Source organism: Micromonospora sp. PRAS1, from assembly GCF_059553435.1.
Map to the genome: position 1 here is coordinate 126,979 of NZ_JCANNB010000007.1, position 12,953 is coordinate 139,931.

The 12,953-nt window shown below is 70.5% G+C and carries 10 protein-coding genes; 3 read left to right on the plus strand and 7 right to left on the minus strand.

What is annotated here, in order from left to right; translation table 11 throughout:
* The 3 genes from AC507J_RS09210 to AC507J_RS09220 all read right to left on the minus strand — a co-directional run bounded on the left by AC507J_RS09210 (position 1) and on the right by AC507J_RS09220 (position 3,225).
* Positions 1-921: a carbohydrate ABC transporter permease gene (locus tag AC507J_RS09210; RefSeq protein WP_496288654.1), complete on the minus strand. Its 921-nt coding sequence runs from the start codon at positions 919-921 to the stop codon at positions 1-3.
* 5 nt (positions 922-926) lie between these two features.
* A complete protein-coding gene (locus AC507J_RS09215) occupies positions 927-1,844 on the minus strand; it encodes a carbohydrate ABC transporter permease (RefSeq protein ID WP_496288655.1) in 918 nt (305 codons plus the stop codon).
* Between the two features lie 121 nt (positions 1,845-1,965).
* The gene (locus AC507J_RS09220; RefSeq protein WP_496288656.1) at positions 1,966-3,225 is read right to left on the minus strand and encodes an ABC transporter substrate-binding protein; all 1,260 of its coding nucleotides are present in this window, start codon (positions 3,223-3,225) and stop codon (positions 1,966-1,968) included.
* Positions 3,226-3,584: 359 nt separating this feature from the next.
* Here AC507J_RS09220 and AC507J_RS09225 point away from each other — a divergent pair, with 359 nt between their 5' ends.
* On the plus strand, positions 3,585-4,607 hold the full coding sequence (locus tag AC507J_RS09225; RefSeq protein ID WP_496288657.1) for a LacI family DNA-binding transcriptional regulator: 1,023 nt from the start codon (positions 3,585-3,587) through the stop codon (positions 4,605-4,607).
* A 72-nt stretch (positions 4,608-4,679) separates the two neighbouring features.
* Here the strand turns inward: AC507J_RS09225 and AC507J_RS09230 are convergent, their stop codons facing one another.
* Positions 4,680-5,762 (minus strand): LacI family DNA-binding transcriptional regulator, encoded by a 1,083-nt coding sequence (locus tag AC507J_RS09230; RefSeq protein ID WP_496288658.1) that lies wholly within the window; start codon positions 5,760-5,762, stop codon positions 4,680-4,682.
* 267 nt (positions 5,763-6,029) lie between these two features.
* On the opposite strand from AC507J_RS09230, the gene AC507J_RS09235 reads away from it, so the two are divergent.
* Positions 6,030-7,268 carry a cellulose-binding domain-containing protein gene (locus AC507J_RS09235; protein ID WP_496288659.1) on the plus strand — a complete coding sequence of 413 codons (1,239 nt, stop codon included), beginning with the start codon at positions 6,030-6,032 and terminating at the stop codon, positions 7,266-7,268.
* A 50-nt stretch (positions 7,269-7,318) separates the two neighbouring features.
* On the opposite strand, the gene pdxY is transcribed toward AC507J_RS09235, so the two are convergent.
* Together pdxY and AC507J_RS09245 are read right to left on the minus strand one after the other, a co-directional pair.
* The gene (pdxY, locus tag AC507J_RS09240) at positions 7,319-8,170 is read right to left on the minus strand and encodes a pyridoxal kinase PdxY (protein ID WP_496288660.1); all 852 of its coding nucleotides are present in this window, start codon (positions 8,168-8,170) and stop codon (positions 7,319-7,321) included.
* A gap of 82 nt (positions 8,171-8,252) precedes the next feature.
* Positions 8,253-9,830, minus strand: coding sequence for an alpha/beta hydrolase (locus AC507J_RS09245; protein WP_496288661.1), 1,578 nt, complete (start codon positions 9,828-9,830; stop codon positions 8,253-8,255).
* A gap of 396 nt (positions 9,831-10,226) precedes the next feature.
* On the opposite strand from AC507J_RS09245, the gene AC507J_RS09250 reads away from it, so the two are divergent.
* The gene (locus AC507J_RS09250) at positions 10,227-11,534 is read left to right on the plus strand and encodes a TolB-like translocation protein (RefSeq protein ID WP_496288662.1); all 1,308 of its coding nucleotides are present in this window, start codon (positions 10,227-10,229) and stop codon (positions 11,532-11,534) included.
* Between the two features lie 41 nt (positions 11,535-11,575).
* Here the strand turns inward: AC507J_RS09250 and AC507J_RS09255 are convergent, their stop codons facing one another.
* Positions 11,576-12,952 carry a pyridoxal phosphate-dependent decarboxylase family protein gene (locus AC507J_RS09255; RefSeq protein ID WP_496288663.1) on the minus strand — a complete coding sequence of 459 codons (1,377 nt, stop codon included), beginning with the start codon at positions 12,950-12,952 and terminating at the stop codon, positions 11,576-11,578.
* Position 12,953 lies beyond the last annotated feature (1 nt).

The window sequence follows — 12,953 nt, forward strand, 5'->3', positions numbered from 1 at the left end:
TCATCCTTTCAGCGCGCCCGACATGAAGCCGCGCACGTAGTGACGTTGGAGCAGAAGGAACAGGACGATGCAGGGCAGGGCGAGCACGACGACGCCCGCCTCGGTCGCCCCGTAGTCGACGACACCCTGGACCTGACCGCGCAGGTTGGAGACGGCGAGCGGGAGGGTCATCCGCTCGGTGTCGTTGATCAGGATCAGCGGTGCCATGAAGTCGTTCCAGGCGGCGAGGAAGGCGAACAACCCCACGGTGATCAGGCCCGGCTTCACCGCCGGCAGCAGCACCCGCCACAGCGCACCGAACGACGAGCAGCCGTCGACCATCGCGGCCTCGTCGAGTTCGCGGGGCACCGCCTCGAAGGAGATGCGCATCAGGAAGGTGGAGAACGGCAGTTGGAACATCGCCAGCACGAGCGCCACACCGACCAGGGAGTTCTGTAGCCCGACCTGGTTGAGCAGCACGTAGAGCGGGATCAGCAGGGTCGCGTACGGGACCATCAGGATGGCGAGGGTGACCAGGAAGAGGATGTTGCGGCCGGGAAAGCGGAACCGGGCGAAGGCGTACCCACCGAGGAAGGAGATGCCAAGCGTCAGGGCGACCGTGAGCAGCGAGACGAAGGCCGAGTTGGCGAGGTAGCGCCAGATGCCGGCCTGGTAGTGGGAGAGCGTCACGTAGTTGCCGAATCCCCAGCCGTCCACCTGGTTCGTCCCGGGTTGCGGGGAGACCGAGGCGACCGCGGTCCAGACCAGCGGGGCCAGGAAGATCAGCGCCACCGAACCGGTGAACACCCAGTACGGCGTGCGCAGCGCGATGCCGGCGATCGTGGTCCCGGCTGGTTGGCGGGGCCGGGCCGGCGCTGTGGCGGGCGGCTGGGGTGGTGGCTCATCGGCGGCGGGCGGGGCGGAGCTGGAAAGCGTGGCCATCGGCGTCAGTTCTCCTCGGTCCGGAAGGCGCGCAGTTGCAGCGCGTTGATCAGGATCAGGGCCAGCAGCACGATGACCGAGAGGGCCGCCGCCACGCCGAGGTCGTTCTGGCCCTGGAAGGCCACCATGTAGATGAGCTGGACGACGGTGATGGTGCTGTTGTCGGGGCCGCCCTTGGTGAGGATGTAGAACTGCTCGAAGGCGAGCAGGGAGCCGGTCACGCAGAGCACCGTCGTCAGGGCCAGGGTCGGGCGCAGCAGTGGCAGGGTGACCTTCCGGAACGTCTGCCAGGTGCTGGCGCCGTCGGAGCGGGCGGCCTCGTACACCTCCGCCGGGATGCCCTGGAGGCCGACGAGCATGAGCACCATGTAGAAGCCGGCGTAGCGCCACACGATGAGGAAGACCGTCGAGAAGAGCGCCGCGTTCGGCGAGCCGAGGAAGGTGAAGCCGAGGGCGTCCATCACGGGTGCCAGCGGACTCGCGTACGGCGAGTAGATCACGTAGAACAGCAGCGACGCCGAGGCCAGCCCGAGGGCGCTTGGGATCAGGAACGAGGCGCGGAGCAGGTTGTTCCAGCGGCTCGACTCCTGCACCAGCAGGGCCAGTCCCAGCCCGAGGGCGAGCAGCAAAACGGTGGTGAGCACTGTGTACTTGAGCGTGAAGACCACCGAGTCGGTGAAGAACCGGTGGTTGACCGCCTTGACGAAGTTGTCCGGAGCGTTGATTCCCTGATCGCCGGTGAGCAGCGGCCAGCGGGACACCGACATCTTGATGACCAGCAGCAGCGGCACCGCGAACAGCGCCGCCACGAACACCGCGGTCGGTGTCGCGTAGAGCCAGCCGAGCAGGGCCTGGCGGCCACGGGGACGCGCCCGGCCCCGCAGCGCCACACTAGGCGAGCGGGACGGTGCGATGACTTTCATGGAAACCTCTCCGTGTCTCGGCGGCGGCCGGGGCGTCGACCGGCCCGGATGGTGGTGCCGGCCGCAGGCGTGTACCGCCGAGGTGCCGTCGACCGGCACACGCCTGCGGTGCGTACGGCGGCTACTGCTGGAGCACGGCGGTGATCTCGCCGTTCTCCTTCTGCAGGTCGCCGCTGCCGTTGAGCACCTGGTTGCGGATGAGCGTCAGCCACGGGCTGTTCGGAGCGTTGAACGCCTGCTGGAAGTTGAGCGCCACGGGGGTGTCACCCTGCCCGGCCACCTCGTTGATGGTGACCAGCCGCGGGTCCTCGGCGGCGTACTTGTTGTTCGCCAGGTCGGCGCGGGACACCACGTCCTTGTTCTTCGCCAGCACCTCGACCTGGGCCTCCTCGGACATCATCCAGCTGAGGAAGTTCCAGGCCTGGGCCGCCTTCTTGGAGTCCTTCGAGACACCGATGCCGTCGCCGCCGACGAAGGTGGAGGCGCCGCCGTTCGGTCCGGGGATGCCGGCGACGCCGACGTCGAACGGGGTCGAGGAGAGCAGCGTGGCCGGGTAGAACATCAGCCCGACGTTGCCCTCGGTGAAGCCGGCGGTCCAGGTCGGGCCGGTCTCGCCCGCCGAGGAAGGCAGTACGGCACCCGAGCGCCACAGGTCCGCCCAGGTGCGGTAGACCTGCTGGGCGGTCTCGTCGGCGAGCTTGGACTCCTTGCCGTCCTCGCTGAGCACCTCGCCGCCACCGGCCCAGATGGACGGGAACCAGGTGAAGACGAGGCATCCGCCGCAGTTCAGGCCCGCTGCGGTGCCGTAGACGCCGTCCCGCTTCAGGCCCTGGATCGCCTTGGCGGCGGCGGCGTACTCCTGGAGGTTGGCCGGTGCCTTCTCCGGGTCGAGCCCCGCGTCGGCGAAGAGCTGCTTGTTCCAGAACAGCATGGACAGGTCCAGCACGAAGGGCAGCACGTGTGCCTTGCCGTCGACCGTGCCAGCCGAGAGGTGTCCCTTGTTTATGGAGTCCTTGAAGTCGAGCCCGTCGATGTTCGCGGTGAGGTCCTGGAAGAGCCCCTGGTTGACCCAGTTCGGCACGTAGACGATGTCCGCGGCGAAGAGGTCCGGCAGGCCACCCGAGCCGGCCGCCGCGCCGACCTTCGCGACGTAGTCGTCGTTGGGGACGACGGTCAGCTTGACCGTGTTCTGGTGACTTGCGTTGTAGGCGTCGACCAGCAGCTTCGCCTGCTTCTCCAGCGGGGCACGGGTCCAGAGGGTGAGTTCGCTGCCGTCGTCGACGCCGTTGGGGCCGGCCTCGGCCGCGCTCGAGCCGCTCGGTTCGTCGCCGCCGCAGGCGGCCACGCCGACCGTCAGCGCCGCGACCAGCGCTCCTGCCAACGAACGTAGGGCAGCACGCCTGCCCAAGGTCCTTCTCATCTTTCTCTCCCAGGGGGTCGTCGTTCGACGGGGCCGCGGCGCGGTCCCGTCGAGCCGCGGTCCACTGCGGATATGAAGCTCGTGTCTCGATGCGGGCGCGCGGTGCGGGAAGCCGACGCTGCCGGGGTGGTCGGTATCACGTTCCGCCGCTAGGGTGTCGCACGAAAACGCTTTCGGCAAGATGTCGTACGGGTAAAATGTGAACGCCCTACAGGACGGTTCCCGCCTTCCCGATACGCCTTCTACGCTCTAGGCTTGCCCGAAGCAAGAGGGCGGCAAGCATCTGCCGGCCTCGGTGAAATCCTTGCGAAAGGCTTTCGGTGGGTCGACGACGATCGCAGTCGGTGACGCTTAGCGACGTGGCGAATCGAGCCGGCGTCTCGGTCGCCACCGCCTCCAAGGCACTCAACGGACGCGCCGAGGTCGCCCCGGCCACCCGGGAACGGGTGCTGCGCGCCGCCGCCGAGTTGGCCTTCCAGCCCAACGTGCTGGCCACCGGTCTGATCTCCGGTCGCACCCGGACGGTCGGGCTGCTCACCGACGAACTCGGCGGCCGGTTCGCCATCCCGATCCTGCTCGGCGCCGAGAACGCGCTCGGCAACGGGCAGATGTCCGTGCTGCTCTGCGACGCCCGGGGCGACGCGATCCGCCGCCAGCACTACATCCGCACCCTGCTGGCCCGCCAGGTGGACGGCTTCATCGTGGTCGGCGACAGCAACGACGTACGCCCGTCGCTGACGCAGGACATCCCGGTCCCGGTGGTCTACGCGTACGCCGAGTCGACCGACCCACGCGACCTGTCGATCGTCGCCGACGACGAGGGCGGCGCCCGGCTCGCCGCCGAACACCTGGTGTCGCACGGCCGGCGTAGGATCGGTCACATCACCGGACCGGACACCTACCGCGCGGCCCGCGACCGGGTCGCCGGGTTACGCACGGTGCTCACCGACGCGGGGCTCTGCCCGGCCGGCGAGCCGCTCTACGGCGAGTGGTCGCAGCGCTGGGGCCGGCACGCCGCCCGGCTGCTGCTGGCCGCCCGGCCGGACGTGGACGCGATCTTTTGCGGCAACGACCAGGTCGCCGCCGGTGTCGCCGACACCCTGCGCGCTCTCGGTCGACGGATCCCGGACGACGTGGCGATCGTCGGCTACGACAACTGGGAACTCTTCGCCGCCGACTGCCGGCCGCCGCTGACCACCGTGGACCTCAACCTCGAACAGCTCGGCGCGACCGCGGTCAACCACCTGCTCGCCGCCCTGGACGGCAAGGCCAGCGCCGGCGTCATCCGCCAGCAGGGCCGCCTCGTGGTACGCGAGTCCACCGGCCCCGCCCCCACCCGCTGACCGCCCCCTCCGACCGCGTTGATCAAGAAGTTCTGGTCGGGATTTCGCCGATTACTGACGCAAACTTCTTGATCAACTCGCTGGGGCGGTGGGGGGTGTGGGGGCGGGTGGAGCCGTGCTGTGTCGGACCAGCAGCTCGGGCCGGAGGAGGTCGCGGCGGGAAAACGGCTCGTCGGGCCGGTCGAGTTGCGGCAGCAACAGCCCGAGGCTGCGCCGGCCCAACTCGGCGAAGTCCTGGCGCACCGTCGTCAGCGGCGGCAGGAACTGCCCGCCGTCCGGGACGCCGTCGAAGCCGACGACGCTCACCTCGTCCGGCACCCGCCGGCCGGCCTCGTGCAGGGCCCGCAGCACGCCGAGGGCAAGTTGGTCGCTGGCGCAGAAGATGGCCGTGACGGCGGGGTCGCGGGCCAGCCGAGCACCCTGTTCATAACCGGTGCAGGCGCTCCAGTCACCAGGGATCACCGCAGGGACCGGCGCACCGGCGGCTTGCAGGGCAGCGCGCCAGCCCGCCTCTCGTTCGCCCGCCTCCGGCCAGTCCTGCGGACCGGAGAGGTGGTGGACTGTGGCGTGACCCAGGTCCAGCAGGTGCCGGGTGGCGAGTCGGGCGCCGGCCGCGTTGTCGATCTGCGCGCTCGGGATCGCCTCGTCGCAGCCGCCGCCCACCGTCACGCATGGCGATCCGGAGGATGCCACCGCCAGGGCACTGGCCATGGCGGGCTTGGGCGCGATGGCGATGATCCCTTCCACCGACTGCCGGCGCAGCCAGTCGACCGCGTCGAGCACCGACCGCCGGTCCAGGTGACGCACGCTTGCCACGCTGAGGAAGTAGCCCGCGGAGCGGGCCGCCCCCTCGATGGCGTACAGCATCGAGGTCGGCCCGTACAGCGGGCTTTCGTAGCCGATGATGCCGAGCGTGCCGGAGCGCCGGGTGGCCAGCGCCCGGGCCGCCGAGTTCAGCTGGTAGTCGAGGGTGCGCATCGCGTCCAGCACCCGCTGCCGGGTGTGGTCCGCGACGTACCGATGTCCGTTGATGACGCGGGACACCGTCTGGGCGGAGACGCCCGCCAACTCCGCGACGTCGCGCATGATCGAACGGCCGGGACGGTTGACCGGCCGTTCGGCTTCGCCGGGTGGGGCGCACGGCTGTGTCTGCACCTCATCGAGAATGAAGGCCGAAAAGGGTTTCGGCAATGCCTCCAGGGAAATCTCCACCAGTCCGGAGCTAAGGGCAGCGGGCCAGACTCGCCCACGAAAAGCGTTTCGGCAAGAGTTTCCCCCGAGTTACCAGAGGGTTGCGAACACCACCATGCCGGACTTGCCGCCAGCGGCGACCGCCAACCTAGTTTGGATAGACATCGATCTATAGCCTGCCCGATGGTCCGTCGCCGCCGGCCCTCGGGCCCGACCATGGAGGGCCACCCGATGGCATCGTCCAGGACAAGAACCCGGATCCTACTGGCGCTGGCCGCCACGCTGACCTTCACCGGCGGTGCGACGCTCACGGTCGCTGCGGCGCAGGCGGCGGCGCCGGGCTGCCGCGTCGACTACCGGATCACCAACCAGTGGTCGGGCGGCTTCGGCGCCGACGTCACCGTCACCAATCTCGGTGACCCGCTTAACGGTTGGGCCCTGACCTGGACGTACGCCGCGGGTCAGCGGGTCGGCCAGGCGTGGAACGCCACCGTTTCCCAGAGCGGCGACCGGGTCACCGCCACCAACGCCGCCTACAACGGCGCCCTGGGCACCGGCACCGCCGCCTCGTTCGGCTTCAACGCCTCCTGGAGCGGCAGCAACCCGGCACCGACCTCGTTCGCCCTCAACGGGGTGACCTGCACCGGTGCGCCGGGCACGCCCACGCCCACCACGCCGGCACCCACCACCCCGGCACCGAACCCGACCACACCGCCGCCGACCAGCGGCTGGAACCCCCCGGCCAACCTGGTCAACCCCCTCAACCAGGTGTGGCAGCACGTGGAGCAGACCTACAACAACGGCAACCTCTACGGCTTCCGCAACTACGGCTGGGACCAGGTGATGGCCAACCGGGGCTACGTCAACTTCTGCGTACGGTGGGACTCCACCGCCACGGTCAGCACGGCGCAACGCGACCAGATCCACGCCACCCTGGCCCGGCAGTACAAGAAGTGGATGGACGTGATGGTCGGCCACAACGCCTGGCCGTACCGGGAGGTACCGGTACGGGTGGTCGGCTGGGCCGTCCGCAACCGCAGCCAGTTGCAGTGGAACGACACCTCAGTGGACATCTACGTCAACAACATCCGGGAGAACGCGCCCCAGTGCGCCCCCGAGTGCGGCCGCTTCTTCAACCAGAACGGCCAGTACCCCAACTGCCCCGGCGGCGTCGCCCGCCACTACGACCAGTCGCTCTGGCTGACCGACGGCTTCGGCGGCGGTGCCGGCGGCGACTGGGGACAGCGGATGGGCCGGGAGTACTTCATGAACAACCTCAACGCCGAGAACATGCACATCCTGTTGCACGAGATCGGCCATACCTTCGGCCTGGACGACTTCTATGACTGGACGCCGAGCGGCGTGGGCGGATTCCTGATGCGGGCCGGCAGCGCCAGCTCGATCACCGAGTTCGACGCCTGGATGTTCCGGGACTGGTGGCGCCACCTGAAGAGCCGCTACGGCTACTGATCCGTACGTCACCGCCCGGGCCGACCTGAGCGGCCCGGGCGGTGACGGCGTCAGCGCAGCTGGCGGGCGGTGAACCGGGCCGGCGGTTCGGCGATCGCGTCCTGGGCCGCGATCAGCTGGATCTCCCGGGTGCCCGCCGCCAGGGTCGCCTCGAGGACGGTGAAGACGGAGGCGACTGTGCGTTCCAGGGCCGTGGCGGGCGAACCCGTCGTCGTCAGGTGCGCCAGGTACAGCGCGGCGGTCACGTCGCCGCCGCCGTTCGGGTTGATCGGCAGCAGCGGCGTGGTCACCGCCCAGGCACCCTCGTCCGAGACGGCCACCACCTCCAGCGACCCCGCCGGCAGGTCGCCGTGCAGCACGCTTGTCACCAGGACGTGCCGTGGACCGGTCGCGCGCACCACGTCGACCGCGGCCAGCAGTTCGGGCAGCGAGTTCGTGCTGCGGCCGGCGAGGAAGTCCAGCTCGAAGTGGTTCGGGGTGATGATGTCCGCGCGCGGAACCACCACGTCGCGCAGGTACTCCGGGATGCCGGGGCGGACGAACATGCCCCGGCCGACGTCGCCCATCACCGGGTCGCAGCAGTAGACCGCGTCCGGGTTCGCGGTCTTCACAAGCGTCACCGCGTCGAGGATCACCGCGCCCATCGCCGGGTCGCCCTGGTAGCCCGAGAGCACCGCGTCGGCGTCGCCCAGGACCCCACGGTCCGCGATGCCCGCGATCACCTCGGCCACGTCGGCGGGTGCGAGCAGCGGGCCGCGCCACGCGCCGTACCCGGTGTGGTTGGAGAAGTGGACGGTCAACACCGGCCAGACCTCGTGACCGAGCCGTTGCAGGGGGAAGACGGCCGCCGAGTTGCCGACGTGGCCGTAGGCGACCGACGACTGGATGGACAGGATTCTCACAAGCACATCATGACGCCTGGCCACCGAGCCTGGGCACGGTGGTGGCCGGGACCCGCACGGGTCCCGGCCACCAGGGGTCAGCTCAGCGCAGCCAGGTCGGCAGCTCCGGCTCGGCGCGGAGTGGGAGCAGCTCCGGCGCCGCTGCCTCCGACGGGCCCGCGGACCTGCCCCGGGCGTCGTCGGCGGTGGTGCCCGGCGGCGGGGCGGCGGCGCAGCGGGTGCCCGGTGCCGGTACGACCAGGTCGATCAGGTACTGCTCGATGGCCTCGTCGGCGCAGGCCACCCGGCCGTAGACGATGTGCCCCCAACCCTCGTAGGTCAGCAACTCGGCGTGGTCACCGAACTGCGCGGCGGCCCCGAGCGCCCAGTTGTAACCGGTGGCCGGGTCGTGCAGCGAGTTGGTGAAGAGCAGCTTCGCGTCGTTGGTCGGGGTGATCGGGCGCTGCGGGTTGTTCGCCGGGGTCGGCCAACCCAGGCAGATCGCGCCCACCGCGGCCCGGGGCGGATCCGGCAGGTCCGGTGCGACGGCCTGGGCGTCGGCGGTGATCGAACTCCACTCGGCGAAGTCGCGGGCCTTGAGGTTCCAGTCCTGGCAGAGGACCGCCTGGTACGCGAAGGGGACGAGCGTCGGCTCGTTCTCGGCGGACCGTTGGGCCGCGGCGGCGGGCGTGGTCGACGGCCGGCCGGCGTCGAGCCGCTCCAGCTCGCTGGCGATGCCCAGCCAGTAGGGCTGGTAGTTCAGGTTGCCGAGCACGAAGTTGACCAGATCCCGCTTGGTGATCTTGTAGCTCGGGTCGTCCGGGTCCGGCAGTTCGCCACGACCGGCGCGGTCCAGCAGTCGCTGCCAGAACTGCCGGATGTCGCGGCCGTACAGGGCGCATTCCGTCAGTCGGGCGCAGCCGGCGACGAACTCGTTGAACGAGTCCTGCCCGGTGGCCGCCTGGGTGACGGCGAAGCCGCGGGCGTCCTGGCTGTGGTCCATCACGCTGTCCGCGACGATGGCGCGCACCCGGTTCGGATACAACTCCGCGTACTGCTGGGCCATCAACGTGCCGTACGACATTCCGAAGAAGCTCAGTTTGTTGTCACCGACTGCCGCCCGGATGGCGTCGATGTCCCGAACTACCTGGAGCGTGTCCACGTGGTCGAAAACCGGCCCGCTGTTTGCCCGGCAGTCGTCGGCCAGTTCCCGGCTCGCGGTGGTCATGGCGGCGAAGTCGGTGGCCGTTTTGATTGGCCCGGAAGGCAGTGCCAGAATCTTGTCGAGCGAACACGTGACCGGTGCGCTACGGGCGACACCGCGCGGGTCGAAGCCGAGAATGTCGAAGTGCCGGCGGAGGTCGTCGCCGTACCCGCTCCACAGCGCCGCGTCGACGCCCGAGCCGCCCGGCCCACCCGGGTTGACAAGCAGCGATCCGCGCCGCGCCGCCGGGTCGGTGGCCGGCCGCTTGGCCAGCGCAATTTCGATGGTGGGGCCGTCCGGATCGGCCCAGTCGACAGGCACTTCGAGAGTGCCGCACAGGGCATCGGCGGCCTGCTCGCAGGGGGCCCACTGCACGGTCTCGACCGGGGCCGCCGAGGCGATCGGCGGGGCCAGCGGCAGCAACGTCAAGCCCGCCGCCGCACCGACAAGAAATTGTCGGATCAGTTTTCGGTGCATGCTCCCTCTCCCAGTTAATTGCCGGCCACTGCCGGACCGGGTCGACGGTAGCGAATTCAACGAAGGGGCGAGGTTACATGATTGTGTCATCGAAATGACCTGCGTCAGAACGCCGAGAATTGACCGGCAGAACAACCGGCAGAACTTCCTGCAGCATATTCCTGCCGGCATTGTCGAATGCTGAGGTCAATGACCGTCGGCCATACCGGAATGACTTTCCGCCACCGATGAAACAATTGATCCGGGTGCCGGCTGTCAAGATGGCCGACATCACAGCCGCAGACCCGGGTCGCTCCCCCCGACCTCGACCTCGCCCCTGTCCAATGGCGGACAGCATCCGCATCGTCACCGGCAGTAACGTCCTGCTGGCGCTCTCTCCCGGCAGGAGGCACCCTCGTGATCAACTCACCGCATCGCAGGCTGGCGGCCGGAGCCGTCACCATCGGCCTGGCACTGGCGCTGACGCCCGCACCGGCCACGGCCGCCCCGGCCCGCTGTCGCCCCGTCCAGGCGAACGGCCCGTCGACACCGGCCGGCATCAGCACCGACGGTCGATTCGCGCTCTTCACCTCGACCGCCAGCAACCTGGTTCCGGGCGGGTCGACGCCGGGACACTCCCATGTCTACCGCCGCGATCTGCACGGCTGCCGCACCGTACTGGTCGACGTCACCACCACCGGCGCGGTACCGGACGGGCCGGCCGATGCCGCGCACCTGAGCGCCGACGGCCGGTACGCCACCTTCCGCAGCGCCGCACCAGCCCTGGTCCCCGGCGGCGGGACGGGTCAGGCGTACCTGCGGGACCTCGGCTCCGGGAGCACCGAGCTGATCAGCGTGACCGCCGACGGCAGTCCGGCCGACGGCGGCTCCACGCCGACGGGCGTGAGCGCGAACGGCCGCTACGTGCTCTTCGTGTCGGCGGCGACAAACCTGCTGGCCAGCCCGCTGCCCTACGGCGTCCCGAACATCTACCTGCGGGACCGCTGGCAGGCGACCACCCGGCTGGTCTACTGGAGCCACCCCCTCACCGGCGCCCGGGGCCGGGGGCCGGCACAGCTCAGCCCCGACGGGCAGTTCGTGCTGATGGACGAGATCCCGCACCGGCCTGCGGGCGAGTGGCGGTGGCAGACCTCGCTTAAGGACCACGTCAGCTCCGTCGGCCAGGTGATCGGCGGCTCGCTCGCGGGTGGCACGCCGAACGACAGCACCCACGGAGTCGGCACCAGCACGGCCGGCCGGTACGTCCTGTTCCACTCCCCGGCCAGCGACATCGTCGCCGGGGACACCAACGGCGCGGTGGACGTCTTCGTCCAGGACACGGTGGCGGGTGGCATCGAGCGGGTGAACGTCGGCAGCGGTGGCGGCCAGGCCGACGCCGACGGCAACGGCGGAGGCATCAGCCACGACGGCCGGCGGGTCGCCTTCTGGTCACCCTCGACGAACCTCGTGCCCGGCGACACCAACCAGGTCGACGACGTCTTCGTCCGGGACCGCACCGCCGGTACCACGGTCCGGGCGAGCGTGGCCACCGGCGGCACCCAGGGCAACGCGTCCTCCGACTCCCCGAAGATCAGCGCGCAGGGCCGGTTCGTCATCCTCCGGTCGGACGCCAGCAACCTGGTGCCGAACGACACAAACGGCAGCGGGGACGTCTTCGTGCGGGATCTGCGGGCCGGCACCACGGTCCGGGTAAGCGTGGGCTGAACCGGGTGGGCGTGGCGAATCCCGGCGCACGGCCGGGCAGGTCAACTCCGCCCGGCGGCGAGCCGGACGATCGCGGCGACCGAGCGGTCCACGTCCGCCTCGGTGGTGGTGGCGTTCGACACCGCGATCCGCATCAGTCGCCGGCCCCGCCACGTCGTACCGCCCACCCAGCAGGTGCCCTCGGCCTGCACCGCCGCCACCACCCGGTCGGTACCCGCGTCGTCGCCGAAGCCGACCAGGACCTGGTTGAGGACCACCTCGTTCGCCACCTCGAACCCGGCGGCGGTCAGTCCGTCGGCGAACCGGCGGGCCAACGCGCAGCAGCGGTCCACGAGCGCCGCCACCCCGTCGCGGCCCAACTCCCGCAGCGCGGCCCAGACCGCGAAGCCCCGGGCCCGGCGCGACGACTCGGCGGTCAGGTCCGCACCGACCGGCGCACCGCCGGAGCCGACCAGGTACGCGGCGGCGTAGGACATCGCCGCCGCGTGCACGTCGGGCCAGGCGCAGAAGGCGAAGGCCGAGTCGTACGGCAGGTTGAGCCACTTGTGGCCGTCGCAGGCCCAGGAATCCGCCAGTTCCAGCCCGTCGGTCAGGTGCCGCTTCGCCGGGCTCGCCGCCGCCCACAGGCCGAACGCCCCATCCACGTGCACCCATCCGCCGTGCCGGTGCACCAGCTCGCACGCCTGACGCAGTTCGTCGCAGGCGCCGGTGTTCACGTTGCCCGCCTGGAGGCAGACGATTGTGGGGGCCGGGGCGCCGGCACGCAGCGCGTCCCGCAGCGACGCCACGTCGATGGCGCCGTTCGGCCCGACGGCAACCGGCTGCACCACGTCGCTGCCGAGCCCGAGCAGCCGCAGTGACCGGTCGATGGTCGCGTGCCGTTCGGCACCGGCGAGGACCCGGATCGGCGGCGCGCCGAGCAGACCGCGCCGTTCCACGTCCCACCCCGCGTCGGCCAGCACCCGGTGCCGGGCTGCGGCGAGCCCGGCGGTGTTGGCCGCCTGGGCGCCGGTGACGAACCCGACCGATGCCGAGGCCGGAATGCCGAGCAGCTCCTTCAGCCAGCTCCCGGCGGCGGCCTCGGCGGCGACGGCGGCCGGCGAGGTGACGGCGTTGAACGCGATCTGGTCCCAACCGGCGGCGAGCATGTCGGCCGCGGTCGCCGCCGGCAACGCGCCGCCGACGACGAACCCGAAGTATCGCGGTCCGGCGGTCGCCACCAGGCCGGGCTCGGCGGCGGCGACCAGCTCCGCCAGCACCCGCTCCGGTGGGGTGGGGACGGCGGGCAGCGGACCGGCGAACGCGTCGAGCAGCCGGGCCTGGTCGACCGGTACGCCGACCGGCCGCCCCGGGAGCGACCGCCGGTAGTCGGCGACGTGGTCGGCGACCGAGCGGAACAGGTGACTCAGATCCTCCACC

What these genes read in the sequence shown, in the direction of transcription:
- AC507J_RS09210 (WP_496288654.1), bottom strand. Translation starts at nt 921, where the DNA reads ATGGCCACGCTTTCCAGCTCCGCCCCGCCCGCCGCCGATGAGCCACCA.
- AC507J_RS09235 (WP_496288659.1), top strand. Translation starts at nt 6,030, where the DNA reads ATGGCATCGTCCAGGACAAGAACCCGGATCCTACTGGCGCTGGCCGCC.
- AC507J_RS09215 (WP_496288655.1), bottom strand. Translation starts at nt 1,844, where the DNA reads ATGAAAGTCATCGCACCGTCCCGCTCGCCTAGTGTGGCGCTGCGGGGC.
- AC507J_RS09245 (WP_496288661.1), bottom strand. Translation starts at nt 9,830, where the DNA reads ATGCACCGAAAACTGATCCGACAATTTCTTGTCGGTGCGGCGGCGGGC.